This is a genomic window from Candidatus Methanocrinis alkalitolerans, from assembly GCF_029167205.1.
GTDB lineage: Archaea > Halobacteriota > Methanosarcinia > Methanotrichales > Methanotrichaceae > Methanocrinis > Methanocrinis alkalitolerans.
In genome coordinates this window covers 53674-75758 of sequence record NZ_JARFPL010000002.1, presented here as the reverse complement: position 1 = coordinate 75758, position 22085 = coordinate 53674, and the positions used below count along the sequence as shown (strand labels likewise).

Sequence of the window (22085 nt, the reverse complement as noted above, 5' to 3'; positions counted from 1 at the left end):
ACCGTTTTCAGCGCCCCCTTCCCGTCATCTTCGCCTGGATAGCCCTCACCCTCTGCAGCCTTCCCAGGTCGGTTCCGTCCAGGAGGTAGACCCTCCCCTCATCGAGGCGAACGATCCTGGGGAGGGGCCCCCTCTCCTCCCGAAAGGCGGCGTCGAGGGGGTAGCCTCCGCATAGGGGGTTATAGGCGGGGACGATCGTCACCTCGGGTCCTGAGATCTTTCGGCCGTACTCCTCCGAGAGCCCCTCCGGCGAGAGGGGGGCCCTCACCCAGGCCCTCTCGGGGGGGGCGGAGCCGATCCGGTCGGCGAGCCTCACCGCCGGATGGAGGTGGGACGCCACCAGGATCTCGGCCTCGAAGACCGAGGAGTCTGGCCAGGTATGGCCGTGGAAGTATCCGGCCCCATCGATGACGACCCCTGTGGCAGGATGGATTTCCACCTCCGGCGGAGCGAGGTGGGATATGCCTACGTCGTGGTTTCCGACGACTATCTCGACTTTTGCGACGCGAGAAAGGGACTTGAGGAATGCCGGGACCTCGGTCTTCTCCTGAAGAGAATTCCAGGGCAGGTTGTGCTTGACGTCCCCCAGGAGGAGGAGCCGGTCGGGGGAGACCTCTTCGAGCCGGGCAGCGAGCCCCTCCAGCATCTTGCCGCTCTGGCTGGGGACGCTGGCGCCGCCGAGCCAGAGTTGGTGCTCTATCCCTATGTGGAGGTCGGCTGCCACCAGCACCCTCTCGCCCCCCTCCACCAGGAGGAGAGGCTCGCTGGGGATCGGCCTTGCAATCGTCATCGGAAGAGGTTATGCCTCAAGGGATTATATCACCATCTCATCCAGGGCTCTTTCCAGCTCAGCGAGGAGCCCTGGGACGTCCTTGACCACAGCCCGGCAGGAGAGCTCGATCATCAGGTTGACGATGGACTCGGACGCCTCCCCCGCCTTCCTGATGTCGGTCCTGATCCCAATTGCCCTCCTTCCGAAGAGGGCGCAGTGATACCCCACCTCCCAGGCGGTCCCGTCGTCGACCTGGGCTCCGTCGAGGATCGCCACCATCAGGGGAGACCTCTCCAGGGCCGAAAGGTTCGCGCGGAATATCTCCTCCGTCGTCCCTGAGGCGGTCTCGAAGGGCCAGACGACCTCGACCCTATCCCCCAGGGCCGCCTCGATTTCTCTTTTGAGATATCCTGCACCATCGATCTCGGACCTGGAGAAGAGGGGGCCTGCGAGGTATACGGATATCTTCTCGACCATATTTTTTCCTCTCCCCTCTTCACCTAGACCCCGTCCGATCTAGTCGGCGGAGGCGGCGATGAGCCTCTCTTTTACGAACTCCGCGTCGAGGCTCGCCAGGAACCACCCCGCCTTCGGCCCCTGCTTCTGCCCCAGGAAGGCGACGTAGACCGCCTCGAAGAGCTTCTTTGGATCCAGGCCTCTCTCCTCGGCGACGGCGTAGACCTCGTTGTGTATCTCCTCGCCGCCCTTCCCCCCGAGCCTCTCCGCCAGGAGGCCTAGGGCTCCCCTCACCTCAGGATTGAGGTCTTTGGCCTTTGAAGGGAGCGTCTCCTGGAGGACGAACTTGACGAAGGGGGGTGCGTATCGGTCGAGCCATGCCCTGACGTTGGCGGCCCGGGAGAGGATCCTTTCGCGGTCGGTGGTGTCGTAGCCGCTCCGGTTCAGGACGACGAAGAGCTGGTCGGGGTCGCCTCCGGCGATCTGGACCGCCGTCACCATGTGCCGGTAGGGGATGGGGGCCGTCTCCTCTCCCCCGATCCGGGATAGCTCCAGGCCCCTCTCCTCTCCCGCCTGCCGGTCGTACTCCTCGATGAGGGAGAGGAGGGGGAGGCCCGGATCGAACTCGATGTGCTTCTCCGGTTTCGTCCTGATGATGAGGTAGCGGAGGACCTCCGGCGGGACGACGTCCAGCATATCCCTTATCGTCACGACGATCCCGGTGGAGGAGTGCATCGCACCCTTCCCCTTCAGGTGGATCCACTCGTAGACGACCGGGTAAGGGGCGGGGCGGCGGTAGACCTCCTCGGAGATCCTCTTTCCCGTATCGTAAGAACCCCCGGCGGTGGCGTGGTCTTTGCCGAAGGGCTCCACGGTGACGTCCAGGATCGACCACCGGGCGGGCCAGTCGACCCTCCAGGCTAGCTTTCCCCCGCCCCTGAAGGATGCAGTCCCCTCATGGCCGCACCGGCAGACGTAATCGGCACTCTCGCCCTCGAGGTCGAAGGCGACGACCTGGGTGGAGTTCAGCCGGCCGCAACTCTGGCATATCGCGTCCAGGGGGCACCAGCTGGCGGGAAGCTCTCTACCTGATACCTCCTTGAGGATCCGGGCGATATCGCCCCTCTTCTCGAGGGCGGTCTTGATCGCCTCGACGTAGAGGCCGTCCTTGTACATCCTGTCTGCCCTGTATATCTCGGGGCGGATCCCGAGCCTCTCCAGAGAGTCGAAGAAGGGGAGGAGGAAGTGGTCTGCGTAGCTGGCGCAGCAGCCTTCGGGGCAGGGGATCTCCGAGAGGGGCTTTCCTACATGTTCCTCGAAGCTCTTGGGGAGGAAGGGGTAGAGCCGCCGGAGGGGGTCGTAGCTGTCGGCGATGTATATAAGCCGGGCGCCGACCCCCCGGTCCCGGAGGGCCCGGTAGACGGCATCGGCGGTCATCACCTCCCGCATGTTCCCGAGGTGGATCTGGCCGGAGGGGGTGATCCCCGTCGCCACCGTCTGAGGGCCCTCGCCTGCGAGCTTCTCCGCCGCCACGTCGGCCCAGTGAATCGTCATGGCCTCTCCATCGATCGAGATAGTGATATTAACTTTCCGCCTTCGGCCTCTTCGAGTAAGGGGAGCGTTGAGACGTGAAGTGATGAGACGTGAAGTGATGAGACGTGAAGTGATGAGACGTGAAGTGATGAGACGTGAAGTGATGAGACGTGAAGTGATGAGACGTGAAGTGAAGATGGTCGCGTACCCAGATTACTGAATAGCGCTAACGGGTGACGTAATGGCTGTTTGGCGGAAAATACGTCCCTTGAATTCGATTCGAGTGGCGATTTTCAGTAGATCGAGTACGCGACCTGAAGATAAGATAAGAGAGATATAGCTGCGGGCCGATCCCCCCCTCATGCAACGGCCTTCCCTCGACGAGTACTTCATGGAGATATCATCTGTGGTGGCGACCCGGTCTACGTGCCTTCGGCATAAGGTAGGCGCAGTCCTGGTGAGGGATAAGAGGATCCTCTCCACCGGGTACAACGGCGCGCCGACGGGCCTCTCCCACTGCCTCGAGGTCGGGTGCCGCCGCGAGAACGTCGAGAGCGGATACCGCCACGAGCTCTGCCGCGCCGTACACGCCGAGCAGAACGCCATCATCCAGGCGGCGATCCACGGCGTCAGCACCAGCGGCGCCACCCTCTACTGCACCCACCAGCCCTGCATCCTCTGCGCCAAGATCATCATCAACTCCCAGATCCGGCGGGTCGTCTACGGCAACCCCTACCCCGACGACGAGGCGCTCCGGTTCCTGGAGGAGGCGGGGGTGGAGGTGACGATGATGCCTCCTTGCGACCCCCCCTTCCAGTGAGGTATGACTCTCCAATTAGGTACGACTCTATAGATCGAAAGCCACGAAAAAGATTTTACCGTCCCGGCCCCTACAACAAGTCCTATGTTCGGGACGAAGGATCATCTGAGGGCGGAAGGGGGCCACCTCACCATCGACGGGGTCGACGTGGTGGACCTCGCCGAGGTCTTCGGGACCCCCCTCTATGTTACGAGCGAGAGGCGGCTGAGGGAGAACGCCAGAGCTTACCGGGAGGCCTTTGCTGAGGCGGACGTCTATTTCGCCGTCAAGGCCAACGGGAACCTCGCCATCCTGAGGATTTTGGCGGAGGAGGGGCTGGGGGCGGACGTCTTCTCCGCCGGGGAGCTATCCCTGGTGAGGATGGCGGGGATCCCCGGAGAGAAGATCCTCTTCAACGGCAACTCGAAGCGGACCGAGGAGCTGGAGATGGCAGTCGAGGCCAAAGTCAGGGTATCCGCAGACTCCCTCGATGAGGTCAGCGCCCTATCCGAGGTCGCCTCTGAGATGGGGGAGGTGGCGGAGGTGGCCTTCCGGGTGAACCCCGACGTATCGGCCAAGACCCATCCCAAGATCGCCACCGGCCTGAAGACCTCCAAGTTCGGGATACCCTGGCAGGAGATCGTCGAGGTCTACAGGATCGCCATGGGCCTTGAAGGGGTGAAGCCCGTCGGCCTCCACTGCCACATCGGCTCCCAGATCCTGGACGTCTCCCCCTTCGTCGACGCCGCGGCGAAGATGATGGACCTGGCGGCGCAGATCGTCGAAGCGGGGGGCGAGATCGAGATGATGGACTTCGGCGGGGGCCTGGGCATCGCCTACACCCCTGATACCCTGGCCCCGACGCCGTCCGAGCTGGCCGCCGGCATCACTCCGATTTTCCAGGAGGGGTGCCGGAGGCTGGGCATAAGCCCGCGGATGATCCTGGAGCCTGGCCGAAGCATCGTAGCCGACTCCACCCTCTTGGTCACCAGCGTGAACGTAGTAAAGAGGGCCCACGTCAACTTCGTCGGCGTTGACGCCGGATTCAACCTCCTGGCAAGGCCCATGCTCTACGACGCCTACCACCATGCCGTCGTCGCCAACAAGATGGACCGGGAGGATGAAGAGAAGTATACCGTCGTCGGCCCCATCTGCGAGAGCGGCGACGTCCTCGCCAGGGACAGAGACCTTCCGAAGGTGGAGAGGGGGGACGTCGTCGCGATCCTCGATGCCGGAGCCTACGGCTTCTCCATGGCCTCCGTCTACAACGGCCAGCCCCGCTGCCCGGAGGTTCTGGTGAGCGGGGGCGGCGCGGAGCTGATCCGCCGGGGGGAGGATGAGAGCGCCCTTCTGGCGGGACAGGTCGTTCCGGCGAGGCTATTGAGGTAGAGTCTCCAGAGGCTTCGGCAGATATGGCCGCCTTCAACCCCTGGATCGCAGCAAGAGCCCTCCTCCAGATGAGGGTGAGGAAGAGGCCCTTCGTCCTCTCCCACGGGATCAACTCCCGGTGCAACCTCCAGTGCCCCTTCTGTGAGTACTGGCGGAAGCCCGGCCCGGAGATGACCACCGATGCCATCTTCGCCATGCTGGATGACGCAAAATCCTTCGGGATCGGCGTCTACAACGCCTGGACGGCGGAGCCGCTCCTCCGCCCCGATCTCCCTCAGGTCCTCCGCCACGCCAGGTCCCTGGGGATGGTCACATCCCTCATCACCAACGGTCTCCTCCTCTCCGAGAGGGTCGGCGACCTATCCGACCTCGATCTCCTCTCCGTCTCCGTCGACGGGATCGACTCCTATCGAGATATCCGGGGCGTCTCAGTCGAGCCGGTCCTGGCGGGGATCAGGGCAGCCCGAGATGCGGGCCATGCGGTCCTGATGAACTGCGTCATCAGCAGAAAGAACCTCTCGGAGCTTGTGGACCTCGTCGGTCTCGCCGGGGATCTCGGGGCCCAGATCTCCTTCGAGCCGCTCCACGAGGCCCCGGGGGTCCAGGGGCGGGTCTGGGACGATTACGGGATCGGTGAGGAGGACCTTCCCGCCTATCGGCGGTCGGTGGACCGGCTCATGGAGCTGAAGAAGGGGGGCGGCCCCATCATCAACTCCCTCACCTACCTGCGGATGGTCCGGGAGAGAAAGCCCAACAACAGCTGCCATGCTCCAGAGATCGTCCTCTCCGTCTCCTCCGACGGGACGGTCCAGACCTGCCGGGTCCATAAAGAGCCCCTAGGCCACGTTTCTCAGGGCCTGGCCAGGGTCTGGGAGTCATCGAAGAAGAGACGGGAGGAGATCGTCCGGAATTGTGAGGGCTGCCTCTTCTTCGGCTACGTCGAAAACAGCCTCCTCTTCGACTTTCGCCCCGAGGTGTTGGCCCACTACCGGTGGATCTGATCTCCAAAAAAAAGGGGGTATGATCCGTCACCGTAGCGAGGGATCAGCAACTGCCGCAGCCGCCGCCACCACCGCCGCCACCGCCGCCACCACCAAAGGTGCCGCCGAGCATGAAGGACGGGTAGAGTACGTTCGTATAGCTTCCCATATTGTCGTGGTAGCCGCTGAGCTGCAGGCTCCCGCTGGCCGCGTTTTGCGAGGCCGTCTGGACGCCCGCGCTTCCCAGCTGTACCGCCGCCACGCCTCCGTCCTGGGACGCCTCCTGGCCGCCGGCTCCGAGCCTGATCGCTGCGAAGGTGGGGACCTGTGGGATACCCATGATGCCGGTGCCGCTGAGCTGTACCGCCTCTTTATCCCCGTCCTGGGATGCCCAGGAGAAGGTGCCGATCCCGAGGCCGTACGTCCCCGGGCTCCAGGAGGTCGCTCCTGCCACCGTCCCCAGGACGATGATGGATAAGGCCATCGCCGTCATGGTTGACGCTTTAAAGTGCCCTTTGAACAATTCTTTCACCCCAGACGGGGCGTAGCTCCGGCGGCTTATATACTTATTGAAGACTATCCTCCCCTCTGATGGAGAATGATCGCGGATCTTGTAGAAAAAAAGATGGACGGTGGCGGATCGAAGATCCACCACCGGAGTCATCGGCCTTTTCATCCATCGTCAGGATCATCGGCCTTTCATCCATCGTCAGGATCATCGGCCTTTCATCCGTCAGCAGTATTATCCGCCGATACGGACCTCGTTTTTGGCGGACTGTCTCAACTCAGATCCCGGGCCGGAGTGCCCCGAAAAGCCGATGCCCTGACGGAAGGAGTTCCATCGGGGGTCCGGCGTCTCGACTACGTTTCTTCCTCCCTGGATTATGGGGCCGTCTCCGGAGCCGACGATGGCGTACCCGAAGATGGACTGGCCGACGTCGTTGTAGGAACCGGCGATGTAGGCGAAGTTGCTCATATCCTGGACCGGGTCAGCGTGAGGGGCTGGCCTCGTCCTGGCGGAGGCGAAGGTCGTCTGGGTGAGGGAGTTTGCGTCCCCTATGATCGTTCCCGAGTTCCACCCTGTCTGGTAGATCTCGTCCCCAACGGCCGTCTGGGAGACCCCCTGGAAGACTTCGTTGTAATCTCCGACGACGGCGACGGCGTTGGCCCCCGCCTGCATTATGTAGCTGCCATCGGCGTTCTGATGGACGCCCTGGTGGACGCTGTTTCCGTCCCCCACCACTACGGCGGCGTTGGCGGCGCTCTGGGTTATGTAGTTCCCCTGGGCGTTCTGGGTGACGCTCTGGCTCACATGGTTGTTGGAGCCGAAGACGATCGCAGAATTTGATGAGCTCTGGCTGACGTAACCGCCCTGGCCGTTCATGCTGATGCTCTGGCTTACGGTATTTGCGTAGCCGAGAGCCGTGGACGTTGCCACCAGCAGGACCATCAGCGAGGCTATGGTCCACCTCGATATCTTTGACAAATTCATCTCACTAACCCCCGTTATATCTTGGTCGCAATGCGCCAAGGGGAGGGGATCGTCCCCTCCCTCCTTTATGGAGGCGGGGTCGGCCGCAGCCGCTCCATTTGATTCCGCCTCCAAACCCCCATCAGCCCCTGCGGTTTAAATCGTTATTTTTCACGTAGACCTTATGTTGGACCGATGTGCACCCTCCATTATGGTCCGGGAGGGGCGCCTTAAAAAAGGGATTAAAACGGCGATCAGCCCGCCGGAGAGAAGCCGGTGAAGTCGTGCCCCTCCATCTGCAAAGCCCTCACCATCTCTCCGGCATCCCGCTCATCCGCCGCTTTAGAGAGGACTTTGACCTTCTTCAGGCTGATCCGCCTTCCGCAGGGACAGGTCCTGGATGCGGTCTTCTCCTCTGCGTAGAGGTGGCGTCCGCATCCGGAACATCTGAATATCAGGTACATCAAAAGAGTTTGAGCCGACGACCGGGATCACACGGCTATGAGGGTCGCGTTGACGACCCCGTCCTGACCCGGCCTGCTGGTGACCCGGGCTGCTCCCAGATCGGTCTTGATGATGGCGCCTTTCGTAATTATGTTTCTCCTGATGTAGTTGAGGTTCGCGGCGTTGTCGTCAACGCTCACGATCTTCGCGATCTTGGACTTTCCAGTCTTTGGATCTGCAACACAGGCAACGTTGCACCTGAGGAGCCTCACCTTGGTGTTGCCGCCCCTGGTCCTTATCAGCTTCTTTCGCGTGACGTCGACGTGCGGCTCGCCGGCATCTCTTCCCAGCTCGTACTTCCTCTTTCCCCGGTTTGAGATGAGCCTTCCGCCGGTCAACTTCCTCTTGGAATTTCCTTGACACTTCATACTATACCCCAGACCGGGGATAGCCTTGGGGGGGCGATATTTATACTTTTGGTCTCGCGACCGGAAGCTTCCGATCCGCCGGTCCCGGCGGATCATCGCCCCCGTCCCAGAGCCCATCGATCCGTCCTCCGTGAACCCAAACCATTAATATGGTATCGCGGATCAGGGGGCTGGGAAAGACGTTCTCCCGGGAGACTGCAGAGGTGCGGTCTGTTGGGGTCGTTCGAAGGCAGGTTATAGATGGCTACAGTCGACGAGCAGATCCAGGCGATAGAAGAGGAGATCTTCAACACCCAGAAGAACAAGGCGACAGAGCACCATATAGGAAAGCTGAAGGCCAAGATAGCGAAGCTGAAAGCTCAGCAGGAGCTTCAGAGGATCAAGGGCGCCGGAGGCGGCAAGGGCTACTACGTCAAGAAGTCGGGGGACGCCACCGTCGCCCTCGTCGGCTACCCCTCCGTCGGAAAGTCGAGCCTCCTCAACCGGCTGACGGGCTCCGACGCTGAGGTGGGGGCCTACCATTTCACGACCCTGGAGGTGATCCCTGGGGTGATGGACTACAAGGGGGCCAAGATCCAGATCCTCGACATGCCCGGGATCATAAAGGGCGCCTCCAGGGGGAAGGGGAGGGGTCGCGAGGTCATCACCGCGGCGAGGGCCGCGGACATAATCCTTCTGATGGGGGACGTCTACAACTACCGCCTCGACGTCCTGGAGCGGGAGCTCTACGATGCCGGGATCAGGCTGGACAAGGTCCCCCCCGACATCACCCTCAACCCCTCGGATAAGGGGGGGATAATCCTTCGAAATACCGTCCCCCTCACCAGGATGACGGAAGTCGAGATCGCCGAGATCCTCCGGGCCTATGGGATCGTAAACGGGATCGTGACCGTCAGGGAGGATATCGATACCGAGACCCTCGTCGACTTTCTCGCAGGAAACAGGATATACGTCCCCCAGGTCGCCGTCATAAACAAGATCGATCTCGAGTACGACGACGTCAGAGAGGAGATAAAGAAGACGATCGGCCGCGACTTCATACCCCTATCTGTGGAGGAGGATCTCGGCGTCGAGGAGCTCAAGGATCTGATATACGATACCCTGGGGTTCATCAGGGTATACCTAAAGCCCCAGCGGGGGAAGGCCGACATGAAAGATCCCCTGGTGATCCTGGAGGACTCCACCGTCCGGACGGTCTGCGAGCACCTCCACAGGGACTTTGTCAGGCACTTCCGGTACGCAAAGGTCTGGGGAAAGAGCGCCAAGTTCCCGGGCCAGTCGGTGGGGCTCGACCATCCCCTCGCAGACGAGGACGTCCTCTCCATCGTCGTTCGGGGCAGGTAGCGGGCAGGCTTGGCCCCCCTTCGCCATTCCCCGCCTTCTTCTTCTTCTTCCCCTTTGTCCTTTATCCGCCGCAGATATTCCTCATTCGGAATATGCTCCGGCCCGAGGGTGAGAGCTTATATATTCTCCGGCGAGATGGCGGGGGTTGAGATCTTCAGCTTAACTTCGACAGGATGAGTGCTAAGATGTCGAGGCGAACGATAGTTTTATTGACGGCGGCGCTCCTTTTGGCGGGCGTCGCCTCGGGAATGAGTGGGGGAAAAGAGCGGCCCATCAGCACTTGGGGCGGCCTTCAGGAGCAGCCCGCCATAGACGGTTCCATAGTCGCCTGGGCGGACAACAGAAGCGGCAACTTCGACATATTCATGTACGACCTCGAGACCGGGACCGAGAGGGGCGTCTCCTTCTTCCCCGGCCATCAGGACCGCCCCGCAGTCAGCGGAACGAGGATCGTCTGGCAGGACCTGCGAACCGGAGAGTCGGACATATACCTCTACGACTACGCGACACGAGAGGAGATGCCTATCACCACCGCCTCCGGCAACCAGTTCCTCCCGGACATAGACGCAGATCGGGTCGTCTGGATGGACGAGCGGGACGGCGGCTGGAACATCTACCTATACGATCTGGAAGAAGGGCTGGAGCGGCGGATCACCGCCGACCCTAACGACCAGATCCAGCCGAAGATCAGCGGTGAACGGATCGTCTGGGCGGACAACCGGAAGGGCAACTCCAACATATACATCTACGACCTGAAGACGGGCCGAGAGAGCCCCGTCTCACCGAGTCCGGGGGAGCAAGCCTTTCCGGCCATCGACGGGAACCTGGTGGTCTGGTCCGAGGAGAAGGACGGGGACTACGATATAGTCATCTACGACCTATCGACGAAGAAGGAGACGGTGATCGAGAGGGAGGGGCTGCAGACCGCTCCATCGGTCAAGGGGCACCTCGTAGCCTGGCAGGACCACCGGAGCGGCATCGCCGATGTTTACCTCTACGACGTCAGGACCGGCGGCGAGATGGCCGTAAGTCCGGGGTCGATGAAGATGGCGCCGGCCCTCGGCGAGTGGGGCGTCGTCTGGACCGACTATCGGGCGGGGGACCCGGACATTTACATCTACGACTTCAACCTGGTGGCAGACGACCATGTCACCTCGGCCCCTTACAACCATACAAACCCCTGGATCGACGGAGATAGGGTGGTCTGGACCGACGACCGGACCGGCGTCTTCGACGTCTACATGTACGACTTTATAAGGGATGAGGAGCGCCAGATCACCGACTCTGCGGGCGAGAAGAGCAGCCCCAGCATCAGCGGCGACCTGGTCGTCTATTCTGACAGAAGACGTGGGAATATCGACCTCTTCGTCTACGACCTGTCGACGGGGGCGGAGACCTCCGTACCCGACGACGTACACGACAAGTATTACGGAAAGATAGGTGACGGAAAGGTGGTCTGGATAGACAATAGGACCGGAGACGACCAGGTTTACATATATGATCCTTCCGACGGGTCCGAAATTCAGATAACCACCGGCGGCTCGAAGAAGGCGCAACCGATGGTCAGCGGAGATCTGGTGGCCTGGACGGACAATCGGGCCGGAAACTGGGACATATTCGTCTACAACCTGACCACCAGGGCAGAGACTCAGGTGACGACGGACTCAGGAAAGCAGCAGGCCCCATGGATTTACGGGAATGCCATCGTCTGGATGGACGATCGGAACGACGTCTGGGATATAAGAGCCAAAAACCTGTTGACGGGCATTGAGACGGTGATCACTTCAGGCAATGGAGACCAGGTACAACCGATCATCTCCGGCGATCGGGTCGCCTGGCTGGACAACCGGAACGGGGACTTCGATATCTACCTCTACGACCTGGAGCTGGAGAGGGAGATCCCCGCAGTCACGGGGCCGCTCCACCAAAAACCGAACGACGGGGTCGGCTTTCCCTTCTACGTGAACGTCGCCGGCGGGTCTCAGGTTTTGAGCGGCGACAGGATCGTCTGGATGGACTACCGCGGCGAGACGCCCCAGATCATGACCAGGTCCATCGGAGACGATCCGATTCTGCTGTTGGAGAAGGCGGAGATAGCCACCAGCGGGAGCTTCGTCGTCTGGTCCGACAACCGGGGAGGCGACTGGGATATCTTCGGCTTCGACTTCTATAACAGGCGCGAACGACCCCTGGTCCGGGCGCCCGGCGACCAGAGGAGCCCGGCAGTGGAAAGCGGCCTCCTCGTCTGGCAGGACGATAGGAAAGGCGACTGGGATATCAGGGCTCTGGACCTCTCCTCTGGCGATGAGATCGTCGTCGCCGAAGGGAGGGGCGATCAGGTCCGCCCTTCAGTCAGAAACAGGCGGATCGCCTGGATGGATGACTCCTCCGGCAACTGGGACGTGATGGTGAGAGACCTCGACGGAAGATCGATCAACCCGCCTCCGCGAAGGGCTGGCGATCAGATCAACTCCGTCCTCAGCGGCGACCTCCTCGTCTGGCAGGACAGTAGGGACGGCGGCTGGGACGTTTACGCCTGGGACCTATCCTCCGGGGCGGAGACGAAGCTCACCGGCGAAGGGGACCAGATAAACCCCTCCGTCAGCGGCAACGTCATCGTCTGGGAGGATTCGACGACAGGAGATGTGAGCTACTACTTCTGGGATAGGAAGTGGGGCCGCGCCTACGCGAGACCGGGCCCCCAGTCCGAGCCGAAGGTCTACGGAAACCGGGTCGTCTATCAGGAGAGGACTGCGGATGGATGGTCGCTCCGCACCTTCGATCCCAACACCTGGAGGGACAGGGAGGTGGCCAGCGGCGCAGGGGACGTCCAGTTCTACCTGGACCAGAGGCTCGCCTGGCTGATCTCTCCCAGCGGAAAGTTCGGTCTACAGAACCTGGGGTCGGATCAGATCAGCGTCATCTGTCAGGCTCCTGGGGATCAGACGTACCCGGCCGTCAGCGGGGACTGGGTGGTCTGGATGGACAACAGGACGGGAAACCCCGACATATACCTCTACAACCTCGTCGAGAACGTGGAGTGGCCTCTTGCGGCAGGCCCTGAGCTGGACATGTACCCCGACATATTCGACGACGTCGTGGTGTGGATGTACTATGAAGAGCAGTTCGAATCCTGGGCGATCAGGGCCCTGGACATAGTGGCGGTCAACAGGACCCAGCTCCAACGGGGTATCTCGGTCCCGTCGAGACCCTCCATCAGCGAGGAGATGCTCGCCTGGGGAGACCTCCCCATAGCCGCCTTCGGATGGCGCGTCCAGAAGAAGCCCCTATACTCCACAGAGACGATGGAGGCGATCCCGCCGAGGGGAGAGCAGCCTGACGCTGGCGGGTCGATCGTCGTATATCAGGAGTACAGGAACGATAACTGGGACGTATCCATCTGGTCGGGTTCGAGCCGCACTCCGATAAACGCGGGACCCGGAAACCAGAAAAACCCGACGACCGACGGAAGTCTGGTGGTATGGCAGGACGACAGGTCCGGGAACTGGGACCTCTACTCCTACGACCTGGCCACCCGGAAGGTCGAAGCGGTCACAAACCATCCGTCGAACCAGACGAACCCCCACCTCCGGGACGGCTTCCTGGTCTGGCAGGACGACAGGAACGGCGACTGGGACATTCGGGCTATGGACCTCTCCGCCGGGAAGGAGATGGAGATATTCACTGGTCCCGGCAACCAGACAGATCCTCGGACCGGAAGCTCCAAGATCGTCTGGGTCGACGATTCGATGGGCAAGAAGGACGTCTATATGTACGAGATCTACAGGGAATAGGACCGGTAAGGCCGATGGGATCGAAGTTCGAGGGAAAATCGCCCTCTGGAGGGTCCCCGGCCTCCTCGCCTCCCCAGAAGATTGCGGTTCGTCCACGGCGGCCGGAGCCTGGGAGCAAAGTTTATTTATTCGGCCCTCACTTGTAAGCGGCTTAAAAAAGATCGGGGCATCTGACTATCATGCAATTGGAAGAACTTCGTTTCGGCACGGAGCTGCTCAAACGCGGCTTCGCCAAGATGCAGAAGGGGGGCGTCATCATGGACGTCACCACTTCTGAGCAGGCGGTGGTCGCAGAGGAGGCGGGGGCGGTGGCGGTCATGGCCCTCCAGGCGGTGCCTGCCGACATAAGGAAGATGGGGGGGGTCGCCAGGATGGCAGACCCCAAGATCATCATGGAGATCATCGATTCAGTATCGATACCGGTGATGGCCAAGGTCAGGATAGGCCACTTTGCGGAGGCCCAGATCCTGGAGGCGATGGGCGTCGACATGATCGACGAGTCGGAGGTATTGACCCCCGCCGACGAGTTCCACGTCGATAAGGCCAAGTTCACCGTCCCCTTCGTCTGCGGTGCGAGGAACCTGGGGGAGGCGCTCAGAAGGACGAAGGAGGGCGCCGCCATGATCAGGACCAAGGGCGAGGCTGGGACCGGCGACGTCCGGGAGGCGGTCCGCCACATGAGGATGATAATGGGGACGATCAGAAGCCTCAAAGGGATGAACGAGGACGAGCTTATGAAGGTGGCAAGGGAGATCGAGGCGGATTTCGATCTCGTCCTCGAGTGCAGGCAGATGCAGAGGCTTCCCGTGGTGAACTTCGCCGCCGGAGGGATCGCCACCCCCGCCGACGCGTCCCTGATGATGCAGATGGGGGCGGACGGCGTCTTCGTGGGGTCGGGGATCTTCAAGTCTCAAAACCCCGAGATGATGGCCTCGGCGATCGTGGAGGCGGTGAACAACTACGACGACCCCAAAAAGCTCGTCGAGATATCCACGGGCCTCGGCGACCCCATGAAGGGGATCGACGCCGGTACCCTCCAGCCGGGAGAGGTCCTTCAGACGAGGGGTTGGTAGATCGAGGATAGGGATCATCGCCTTCCAGGGGGACGTCTCTGAGCACGTCCAGGCGATGGAGCGGGTCCTGGGGGGCGAGGGGTCTGTCGTGGAGGTCAGAAGAGGCGGCATCGTCCCCGGCTGCGACGGCATAGTCCTCCCCGGTGGGGAGAGCACCACCATCAGCCGTCACCTCGCTCGGACGGGGGTCGGCGATGAGGTGAGGGGCGCATCGGAGTCGGGCGTCCCCATCATGGCCACCTGTGCTGGGCTCATCGTCATATCCAGGGAGATCGTCGAAGAGACGAGGTTTCACCCCCTGGGGCTTATGGATGTGAGGGTCGCAAGGAACGCCTTCGGTTCCCAGAGGGAGTCCTTCGAGGCGGATATCGATGTATCGGGCTTCGGCTCTCCTTACTGCGCCGTCTTCATAAGGGCCCCTGCCGTCGTCGGATGGTCCCGGAAGGTGGAGGTCCTGGCCCGGATCGAGGACGCGGCGGTGGCGGTGAGGCAGAACGGCCTTTTGGGGCTCGCATTCCATCCGGAGCTGACGGCGGACGGGAGGTTTCACGAGATGTTTTTGGATATGATCCGGGAGGTAGATATCGATGTTGGGGATCGATGACGAGTTTGTGGACAAGTCCCTCGAAGAGATGGAGGAGGATATGAAGAGCCTCCTCAAGGAGTCGGAACGGCTCAAAATGGAAGCTTCAGGCCTTCTGAGAAGGTCCGACGACCTCAGAAACCGGTCTGTTGACCTCCGGCCTCTAGACCCACAGGCTGCAGAGAATTTGTGGCAGGAGTCCGAAGAGCTCCGGGCCGAGGCCCGGGAGATGATGGGCCACTCCGTAGACGCCGCCCTCAAGGCAGGGGAGATCAAGCACCGCATCGAGATCCACGACCAGATCGTAGCGGTGGTGGACAGGGCGGACGAGATCTGGAAGGGGGCTATCAGGAAAGAGAGGTCCTAGATACCCGAATTTTATCAGCCGTTCTCTAATCCTCGAAGGTTATCCTCTTCTGGGTCTCGAAGGTCCCGCTCAGCTTCTGGTCTGCCTTGATCTTCTTGTTGAAGTTCGAGTACTCGGTCCTGGTCCCCCACATTCCCTCGAAGGCCTGCTGGGTATTGAAGAGGAGGGTGTTTTGGGTGCTGTTCACCGACGATAGGGTACCCGTCTCCATCTTCTCGAGGGTCGTGGCGTTGAACCGCTCTGTTACGCTGGCGCCCATGCCGCCGTGGAACCCCGGAGATTGCATAACCTTGAACCCCTTGAGGTAACCCTGGTCGAATACCAAGAGGCGGGTGTCGGTGATGTTGACGACGGGGTTTCCTTTGTTTATCGTCTTCTCTGACTGCATCTCTATCGACCCCTTCCCGTCCAGCTCTTCTCTGTACCTGGCCGATGACTCCCGAAACTCGTTCTTGATGGACACGTCGCCCCTTCCGACGACGGTGGTGGACTCGACGAAGAGCATCCCGCTCTTCTGGCTTTCGACGGCGTCGGGCCTTCTGCCGTCAGAGGCCGCCGTCTCCCGGGAGGGGGCCTCTTCAGCCCCCCTCTCCGGGGCGGCTTCCGACCAGAATAGGATGTAAGGACCGTCCTCAGCCCACCTCTCTCCGTCGCTCACCCTGACGAATACCGCCATGTAGGTCCCCGGAGGTTGGCCGGGGATCTCGTAGCTCCAGTACCCCTCTTTGTTGTCTCCGTCCTCCTGTACCATCTTCTGGGAGTTGATCTTGGTGATTTTGGCCAGATCCAGCCTGCTGATGGCGGTGGCAGGGGTGTTCCAGAGCATATCTACGGATTTGATGCCGATGTCGTCGGTGGCGTGGACTGCCACCACCACCGGCGTCCAAGCCGTTGGCTCCGGGGGGAACGCCCCCACGTCGATTATCTTAGGTGGGCGGTCTACCTGAAGTTCTCCCAGATCTCCTATGACGAGCTTGATGTTCTCGGCGGGGGACCTGGACAGGGAAGGGCTATCCTGGCGGAGGGTGTCAGCCGGAGCCGCGGCCTCTGCGTACCCGGGGATGGCCTCGCGGCTTCTTTGGAGGGTTGAATATCCTGGGGAGCCCTCGGATCCGGCCACCTTCGGCGAGGCCTCCGAGGACGCTCGGGGGTCGACGTCCTCATAGTCTTTGGGGGTGGTGGAGACGGCGATGGTGGGCGAAATTCCGGCTGGAGATGTCAGGGCCGATAAGGGGCCGACCTCGGAAGAGGAGTAACCAGCCCTCCCAGGGGCGGTCGAAGGAGTTGAGATGTATTCGGCGACGGGGCTGCTGGTCGAATATACATAACCTGTGCTCTTCGGGGATGTTCCCGGAGACGAAAGGTACGAAGACGACGGCCCTTCGGCAGAGTAAGAGTACCCTGCGCCCTCAGGTCTTGCCTCTACGCCGGCGGGGACGCCTGGGACGGCTTGCGAAAGATCCTTCGACGGCACGTATCCGACCCCCTCCGGGAGGGCAAAGCGGGGTGATGGGGGCGAGGCGTTGACCCCCACATCTTGGCCACCATACCCTGACCCCTCCGTCGAAGCTCTCGTTGGTCTCGCCTCGAAGGGGGCGGACGATGTGGAAGTGGGTCCCGATCCGGCGGGGGCCGCACCTTCCGACGATCTCGCCTCTACGGCGGCTTTTGAGCTTTGATCGTTCAGCCTGATCTTCTCCAGGATCTCCCTGAGGCGGTTTATCAGGTCGGCGATGCCGGAGACGTCATCATCTCTCTTCGTTGAGCCTCCAGCCTCCCTTTCGGTGACGTTCTCACCGTCGATGGAAACTTCACGATATCCTTCTCCGGCCACCCCCGCCGCCGGATCTGCCCTCGCCGCGGTATCATCTTCTCCCTTGGAGACGATCTCGGCGGCGGGCTCTTCGGCTGGAGGGTCAGGAACCGTCAGCCCCACCAGGAGGATATCTTTGTCCCTCACCGAGCTCCCGTCCCGGGTGAATCCCTCGGCGGTTATCTCCTCCTCCAACTCCTGGGATACCTCTATCTCCCTCTCTATGGCCCGGCTGGACCCCGGCGATATGTAGTCTATCGTCCCCAGGTGGCCGAGGGTCCTCCCCATGATGAAGGTGCTGAAGATGGGGACGTCTCCCGGGTTCTTGACGGTGAAGACGAGGTTGACGGTTCCGCCGGGGGCGGTCTTTGCCGGGTCCGACGACGCGGAGAGGTCGATCTTGGAGGATACGAGCTTCACCCTCACCATCTGAGAGTCGGTCCAGCCCTTCCCCATGGTGTCGGTCCCCTCCGCCTGGAGGTTGAAGGTGGTGTTCGTCTCGGCGAAGAATTCGTGGGTTGTAACTCTGAAGTCTCCCGGATCGAGCCTTCCGATCTGATCCAGGGTGCCCAGGCTCTTCTCCGAGACGGTGACGTCCCTGAGGAGGTCGTCTCCGGTGTTTGTGACGAGGAACGTCAGGTTGAAGGGCCCCTGGGGGCGGGCCTCCACCTCGGAGGGCCTGACGTTGAGGCCGATCCCCGGCGAGACGACCTTGATCTCGAAGGCGGCGGAGGCAGAGACCGTCTCACCGCCGGGGGTCCTTCCTTCGGCCCGGCCCGTCACCTCCCGGCTCTCGTCGGCGGAGTAGGTGGAGGATACCTGGGTTCTGCCTCCGGCGGCGACGGCTGGAAGCCTGAAGGTGCTCTCTGTTTCCCCCACAAAGGTAACGTCTTCGAGATCCACCTCGCCGACGTTCCTTATGGTCCAGACCACCTCCACCGTCTCACCCGGATACGCCGCCCTCCTCTGAGGATCGACGGTGAGGTCCATCCTCGGCTCCATAAGACGGAAGTTCAGGATCTTTGACCTATAGAGCCGACTTCCGGTGGAATCGACGGCATCGACCCTGACTTCGTCGTCGAGGCTCTCATAGATCGCCGAGTCTCTCATGAGGGTCCTCTCCTCCCCAGGTCCCAGGAGCAGAACCTTTCCGATCTTTCCCAGGTCGTCTGAGACCCTCAGGTCTGAGAGGGGATCGTCTCCGGTGTTCTCAAGCCGGACGACGATGGAGACCCTCTGACCCCGGCAGATCTCCTCGGGGTCATTATGAACTTCCATCAACAGGTCTGGAGATACGACCTCCATCTCGAGGGTGGCCTCATCCTCGAGGATCGATCCGTCAAACCCTGTGGCTGAGGCGAAAGCCGTCAGGTTCACCGTCCCCTCCGCCCTCATCGCCCCTTCGAGAGGGATGCCGTCGCCGGGGGCAAGGATCGATGCCGTCGCTCTATCTTCGCCGCAACCGAGGACCAGATCTGTCAAAGGAGCCGTTCCCCGGTTCACGGCGGTGCACCTATACCCGATCATCTCGCCTTTGTGGACGAGGCTCCTGTTGACCTGGAGAGTCACCACCAGCTTCGACTTTCCGGTCTCAGCTTTAGTATCCGTCTCCTTTGATCCCGCAGACGGTCCCGCCGCCGCCCCATCCCCTCCTGTGGGAAGCGGCCCAGAGAGATCTCCAAAGCCGAAATCCAACCTCTGATCGAATTTCAGGTCCAGGTCCATCTCTTGGAACTTGAGCCCATCTCCGAAGCCCACGGTATCGAAGGGGTCGGTGGAGGTCCGAGATCTCGTCGAAGACCTCCCGGCGGAGGGCACGCTGGCGGAGGGCGCGACGACGACCTCTCCTATGACCTCTCTTCCTTCAGCAGACAGGGCCTTCACCTCCAGAGCCCCGCCCGCCTCCGTCCTCTGGGCGGCGGTGGTCAGGCTCTTCTCCTCTCCCGGACCGAGCTTTGCGAGGATGGCGAGGGTGGCGCCGTCGCCGTCATTCAGGGTCACCCGGTGGAGGTCCGTCTCGCCCTCGTTCTTCAACTTGTACTCGATGGCTGCGGGCTGCCCCGGAGCTTCCGGCCCGGATACCACCGTCACCGATAGATCCGGGCTGACGGTGGAGACCTTCAAGGACTTCCGGTCCGCCGCCCTCTCACCGTCGTCGGTGTACCCGGCGGCCGAGACCTCCGTCGAGAAGTCTTCGACGACGGTCAGGGCTCTGGTGGAGGCCTTTGACTCACCGGGGTTGAGGTCTCCCACCTCCACCGTCCAGCCGGGACCTGTGATCGCCACATCTCTCAGGGGCTTTGGAGATCGGTTGGTGACGGTCATCCTCACCGTCGCCTTCTCCCCCGGCCGGACGGCGGCGGGGTCGGCCCCGACCGCGAGCTCGATCTCGGGGGTGGCGGCCGTGATCTTGAGGGTTTGGTCTCCATACGCCAGGGGCTTTGCGAACTCCATAATCGGGACCGAGAAGACCTCCGCGGGCATCCCCACCTGGACGGAGGCCTCGATCCTGGCCACCTCCTCGCCTCTGGAGGTGGCCACCACCTCAAGGCGGGTGGCGGCCTTGAGGGGGGGCGTCGTTCTTGTGAACTTCGCGGATCCGCCTGCTGGAAGGCGGGCGACGAACCCGACCTGGCCGAAGTTGTCTTTTATCGATAAGTCGGTTAACCCCTCTTGCCCCAAATTTTTTAGGCGGATGGTGTAGGTGGCAGACCCTCCATATTCCACCAGGATCTGATTCAACTCCAGATCGAGGTTCAGACCTTCATCGGGGCTGTTGAGGAAGGGGATAGAGAAGGGGAAGGTCCAGGCGGATGCGGTGGGGGCATATACCGAAGTTAGTATGAGGCAGGCTAGACAGAAGAAATGAGCTGCCCTGCCCCGTTTGGGGGGTATCGTCCAAGATCCACCCTTCATAAGCTCCCTCTGAGCAGACGTTTTATTGTTTTTCTTCTATAAAGGAATTTCGGAACAATTAAGCGGTACGGCACCAGGCGGTACGGCACCATATAAGAATACGTGATTTACCATGAGTTATATTTCATATTATCTAACTCATAAAAAAATTCTGGGCGGGCCTTTTATAGGGATACGGTGATACACCTCCTCCATGGACCTCCTCCCTGCCTTCCTGGTGGCTATCCTATTGGTGGGCATCATGACGGCCAGGATCGGCCTCTCCCCCTTCCTGAGCCTCGTCGTCTCGGCTCTCGTCTTCGGGGTCCTCGTCGGGATGGGTCCGGAGCTGACGGGCACGGTATCGACGGGGCTGGCCCGGATCTTCTCGGCCCTGGCGATCATCGTCTTCTCCGGGTCGGTGATCGCCGAGCAGCTCCGTCGGTCCAGGGCGGTGGAGAGGATCGTCGCAGACCTTCTTTTGCTCGTCGGCCAGAAGGGGGGGCTTTTTGCCTCCGGCCTGTCGGGGTACCTGGTGGCGCTCCCGGCGATGTGCCCGTTGACATCTTACCTGATCCTTGAGCCGGTGGTGAGGGAGATGGGGAGGACGGAGGGGGGGTCGGCGAGGAGGTACCTCTATTCGGTGGCCCTCTTCTCTTTGATATCCTTCAACCTCGTATACCCGTCGCCGGTGATGGTCACCCTCACCGGGTCCCTGGGGGTCGACCCCCTCGAGGCTGTGAAGTTCGGCCTCCCCCTCTCTCTTCTCCTCCTCGTTTTCGCCTTCCTCTACCTCAAACGCCTTTCCGTCGTCGAGGAGACGGTGGCGCCGGCGCAGACCGCCCCCCTCCCCCCGAGGCTCCTCTCATGGGCGCCCCTGGCTCTCCCCCTGGTTCTGATCGTCGTCGGCATCTTCTCTTCCGATCCGTGGTTCTTTGGGTCCCCCGACGTCGCCCTCCTGGCCGGGGCGCTCCTCTCGGTGGCTATGGCCAAAAAAGAGGCTGCAGAGATGATCCGGGCGGCGACCAGGAGGGCGGGGGTCATCATCTTCGATTTATGCGGGGCTGGGGCCTTCGGTTACGTCATCGCCGAGAGCGGCCTCGGCCCCGATCTATATGCAGGGCTGGGGCAGCTCGTTCCGGCAGTAGTTCTCCCCTTTCTGGTGGCGTCCCTCATCCAGCTCGCACAGGGGTCGAGGGTGGTGACGGTGGTGATCGCCGCCGAGATGATGAGCGGCTACCCCCTGGAGCCCGTCACCCTCCTCTTCTCCATCGCCGCGGGGGCCTATCTATTCTCCAGCTTCAGCGACCCCTACTTCTGGCTGGTGAAGGATACTACGGGTTCAGGTCTGAAGGAGGCGCTCATCGGCTACACCCTTCCCCTCACCATCTGCGGCCTCTTAGTCTTCTTTGCTACCATCCTCCGCCACCTCCTTCTCGTCTGAGGACGGCCGAGGGTGGGCGGCCCTCACCGCCTCCAGGATCTCCTGGCGATCGGAGGAGAAGTGGAGGTGGGAGGGGCAGTGGCAGTCGGTAGAGCCGAAATTGTCGACGGAAGGGAGCCGTTCGCCGATCTTTCTGGCGATGGCGCACTCCAGGTCATCCCCGGTGACGGTGGCCACCACCTCCACCAGGGTCGAGATGGGGAGGAGCCGGTCTATGTGCCACCTTCGAGCGGGGTTCGTCCCCTCCATAACGGCGATGTGGCGGGCGACCCGGGCGAGGCCGCCTGCGCCCCGGGCGGAGCCGGTGTAGGCGTAGTACCCCTCCTTGAAACGGACCGGGCCCAGGGAGCCGACCTCTATCACCCGGTCCGACTCCAGCCGGAGGACGAGGGTGTATATCCCTTTCTCCATGGAGGACGGAATTGGATTTTGGGGTATAACAGGTTTGGGCGTGGGAGAGCTGTTGATATGATAAGAAGAGGGCTGATTGAAGGACGGCC

Annotated in this window: 18 protein-coding genes; 9 read left to right on the top strand and 9 right to left on the bottom strand. The window is 61.7% G+C overall.

Going from position 1 to position 22085, the window contains the following annotated elements; all coding sequences use genetic code 11:
- Positions 1 to 7: 7 nt before the first annotated feature.
- Genes P0O24_RS01075 through lysS form a run of 3 tightly spaced genes read right to left on the bottom strand, consistent with a single transcriptional unit; the run spans position 8 to position 2782 of the window.
- Positions 8 to 790 (bottom strand): metallophosphoesterase, encoded by a 783-nt coding sequence (locus P0O24_RS01075; RefSeq protein WP_316967889.1) that lies wholly within the window; start codon positions 788 to 790, stop codon positions 8 to 10.
- Positions 791 to 814: 24 nt separating this feature from the next.
- Positions 815 to 1249 (bottom strand): nucleoside 2-deoxyribosyltransferase, encoded by a 435-nt coding sequence (locus tag P0O24_RS01070; RefSeq protein ID WP_316967888.1) that lies wholly within the window; start codon positions 1247 to 1249, stop codon positions 815 to 817.
- Positions 1250 to 1288: 39 nt separating this feature from the next.
- The gene (gene lysS, locus P0O24_RS01065; protein ID WP_316967887.1) at positions 1289 to 2782 is read right to left on the bottom strand and encodes a lysine--tRNA ligase; all 1494 of its coding nucleotides are present in this window, start codon (positions 2780 to 2782) and stop codon (positions 1289 to 1291) included.
- Between the two features lie 340 nt (positions 2783 to 3122).
- On the opposite strand from lysS, the gene P0O24_RS01060 reads away from it, so the two are divergent.
- From P0O24_RS01060 to P0O24_RS01050, 3 genes are all read left to right on the top strand, one after another.
- Positions 3123 to 3581, top strand: a complete 459-nt coding sequence (locus tag P0O24_RS01060; RefSeq protein WP_316967886.1) for a deoxycytidylate deaminase — start codon at positions 3123 to 3125, stop codon at positions 3579 to 3581.
- 84 nt (positions 3582 to 3665) lie between these two features.
- The gene (lysA, locus tag P0O24_RS01055; RefSeq protein WP_316967885.1) at positions 3666 to 4949 is read left to right on the top strand and encodes a diaminopimelate decarboxylase; all 1284 of its coding nucleotides are present in this window, start codon (positions 3666 to 3668) and stop codon (positions 4947 to 4949) included.
- A gap of 23 nt (positions 4950 to 4972) precedes the next feature.
- On the top strand, positions 4973 to 5950 hold the full coding sequence (locus tag P0O24_RS01050) for a radical SAM protein (RefSeq protein WP_316967884.1): 978 nt from the start codon (positions 4973 to 4975) through the stop codon (positions 5948 to 5950).
- Positions 5951 to 5993: 43 nt separating this feature from the next.
- On the opposite strand, the gene P0O24_RS01045 is transcribed toward P0O24_RS01050, so the two are convergent.
- The 4 genes from P0O24_RS01045 to P0O24_RS01030 all read right to left on the bottom strand — a co-directional run bounded on the left by P0O24_RS01045 (position 5994) and on the right by P0O24_RS01030 (position 8272).
- Positions 5994 to 6422, bottom strand: a complete 429-nt coding sequence (locus P0O24_RS01045; RefSeq protein ID WP_316967883.1) for a hypothetical protein — start codon at positions 6420 to 6422, stop codon at positions 5994 to 5996.
- 249 nt (positions 6423 to 6671) lie between these two features.
- Complete coding sequence (locus tag P0O24_RS01040; protein ID WP_316967882.1) at positions 6672 to 7421, bottom strand: hypothetical protein; 750 nt, start codon at positions 7419 to 7421, stop codon at positions 6672 to 6674.
- A 233-nt stretch (positions 7422 to 7654) separates the two neighbouring features.
- Positions 7655 to 7864 (bottom strand): DUF1922 domain-containing protein, encoded by a 210-nt coding sequence (locus P0O24_RS01035; protein WP_316967881.1) that lies wholly within the window; start codon positions 7862 to 7864, stop codon positions 7655 to 7657.
- 27 nt (positions 7865 to 7891) lie between these two features.
- Positions 7892 to 8272, bottom strand: coding sequence for a 30S ribosomal protein S8e (locus tag P0O24_RS01030; protein ID WP_394356646.1), 381 nt, complete (start codon positions 8270 to 8272; stop codon positions 7892 to 7894).
- A gap of 240 nt (positions 8273 to 8512) precedes the next feature.
- Between P0O24_RS01030 and P0O24_RS01025 the strand changes: the two genes are divergently transcribed.
- From P0O24_RS01025 to P0O24_RS01005, 5 genes are all read left to right on the top strand, one after another.
- Entirely contained in the window at positions 8513 to 9616 is a 1104-nt protein-coding gene (locus P0O24_RS01025; protein WP_316967879.1) for an OBG GTPase family GTP-binding protein, read from the top strand.
- A 185-nt stretch (positions 9617 to 9801) separates the two neighbouring features.
- On the top strand, positions 9802 to 13410 hold the full coding sequence (locus tag P0O24_RS01020) for a biopolymer transporter Tol (protein ID WP_316967878.1): 3609 nt from the start codon (positions 9802 to 9804) through the stop codon (positions 13408 to 13410).
- A gap of 179 nt (positions 13411 to 13589) precedes the next feature.
- A complete protein-coding gene (gene pdxS / locus P0O24_RS01015) occupies positions 13590 to 14483 on the top strand; it encodes a pyridoxal 5'-phosphate synthase lyase subunit PdxS (RefSeq protein ID WP_316967877.1) in 894 nt (297 codons plus the stop codon).
- Between the two features lie 7 nt (positions 14484 to 14490).
- Entirely contained in the window at positions 14491 to 15087 is a 597-nt protein-coding gene (pdxT, locus tag P0O24_RS01010) for a pyridoxal 5'-phosphate synthase glutaminase subunit PdxT (RefSeq protein WP_316967919.1), read from the top strand.
- Positions 15071 to 15433: a hypothetical protein gene (locus P0O24_RS01005; RefSeq protein ID WP_316967876.1), complete on the top strand. Its 363-nt coding sequence runs from the start codon at positions 15071 to 15073 to the stop codon at positions 15431 to 15433. Before pdxT ends, P0O24_RS01005 begins: the two co-directional genes overlap by 17 nt.
- A gap of 25 nt (positions 15434 to 15458) precedes the next feature.
- Here the strand turns inward: P0O24_RS01005 and P0O24_RS01000 are convergent, their stop codons facing one another.
- The gene (locus P0O24_RS01000) at positions 15459 to 20162 is read right to left on the bottom strand and encodes a hypothetical protein (RefSeq protein ID WP_316967875.1); all 4704 of its coding nucleotides are present in this window, start codon (positions 20160 to 20162) and stop codon (positions 15459 to 15461) included.
- A gap of 193 nt (positions 20163 to 20355) precedes the next feature.
- On the opposite strand from P0O24_RS01000, the gene P0O24_RS00995 reads away from it, so the two are divergent.
- A complete protein-coding gene (locus tag P0O24_RS00995; protein WP_316967874.1) occupies positions 20356 to 21585 on the top strand; it encodes a GntP family permease in 1230 nt (409 codons plus the stop codon).
- Here the strand turns inward: P0O24_RS00995 and P0O24_RS00990 are convergent.
- On the bottom strand, positions 21541 to 21996 hold the full coding sequence (locus P0O24_RS00990; protein WP_316967873.1) for a GIY-YIG nuclease family protein: 456 nt from the start codon (positions 21994 to 21996) through the stop codon (positions 21541 to 21543). The two genes, P0O24_RS00995 and P0O24_RS00990, sit on opposite strands and share 45 nt — an antisense overlap.
- Positions 21997 to 22085: the final 89 nt, after the last annotated feature.

Bases quoted from the DNA above. Each gene is read 5' to 3' on its own strand.
- P0O24_RS01005 (WP_316967876.1), top strand. From the start codon at position 15,071: ATGTTGGGGATCGATGACGAGTTTGTGGACAAGTCCCTCGAAGAGATG.
- P0O24_RS01070 (WP_316967888.1), bottom strand. From the start codon at position 1,249: ATGGTCGAGAAGATATCCGTATACCTCGCAGGCCCCCTCTTCTCCAGG.
- P0O24_RS01035 (WP_316967881.1), bottom strand. From the start codon at position 7,864: ATGTACCTGATATTCAGATGTTCCGGATGCGGACGCCACCTCTACGCA.
- P0O24_RS01060 (WP_316967886.1), top strand. From the start codon at position 3,123: ATGCAACGGCCTTCCCTCGACGAGTACTTCATGGAGATATCATCTGTG.
- lysS (WP_316967887.1), bottom strand. From the start codon at position 2,782: ATGACGATTCACTGGGCCGACGTGGCGGCGGAGAAGCTCGCAGGCGAG.
- P0O24_RS01030 (WP_394356646.1), bottom strand. From the start codon at position 8,272: ATGAAGTGTCAAGGAAATTCCAAGAGGAAGTTGACCGGCGGAAGGCTC.
- P0O24_RS01025 (WP_316967879.1), top strand. From the start codon at position 8,513: ATGGCTACAGTCGACGAGCAGATCCAGGCGATAGAAGAGGAGATCTTC.
- lysA (WP_316967885.1), top strand. From the start codon at position 3,666: ATGTTCGGGACGAAGGATCATCTGAGGGCGGAAGGGGGCCACCTCACC.
- P0O24_RS01075 (WP_316967889.1), bottom strand. From the start codon at position 790: ATGACGATTGCAAGGCCGATCCCCAGCGAGCCTCTCCTCCTGGTGGAG.
- P0O24_RS01000 (WP_316967875.1), bottom strand. From the start codon at position 20,162: ATGAAGGGTGGATCTTGGACGATACCCCCCAAACGGGGCAGGGCAGCT.
- P0O24_RS00995 (WP_316967874.1), top strand. From the start codon at position 20,356: ATGGACCTCCTCCCTGCCTTCCTGGTGGCTATCCTATTGGTGGGCATC.
- P0O24_RS00990 (WP_316967873.1), bottom strand. From the start codon at position 21,996: ATGGAGAAAGGGATATACACCCTCGTCCTCCGGCTGGAGTCGGACCGG.
- pdxS (WP_316967877.1), top strand. From the start codon at position 13,590: ATGCAATTGGAAGAACTTCGTTTCGGCACGGAGCTGCTCAAACGCGGC.
- P0O24_RS01050 (WP_316967884.1), top strand. From the start codon at position 4,973: ATGGCCGCCTTCAACCCCTGGATCGCAGCAAGAGCCCTCCTCCAGATG.
- P0O24_RS01020 (WP_316967878.1), top strand. From the start codon at position 9,802: ATGTCGAGGCGAACGATAGTTTTATTGACGGCGGCGCTCCTTTTGGCG.
- P0O24_RS01045 (WP_316967883.1), bottom strand. From the start codon at position 6,422: ATGACGGCGATGGCCTTATCCATCATCGTCCTGGGGACGGTGGCAGGA.
- P0O24_RS01040 (WP_316967882.1), bottom strand. From the start codon at position 7,421: ATGAATTTGTCAAAGATATCGAGGTGGACCATAGCCTCGCTGATGGTC.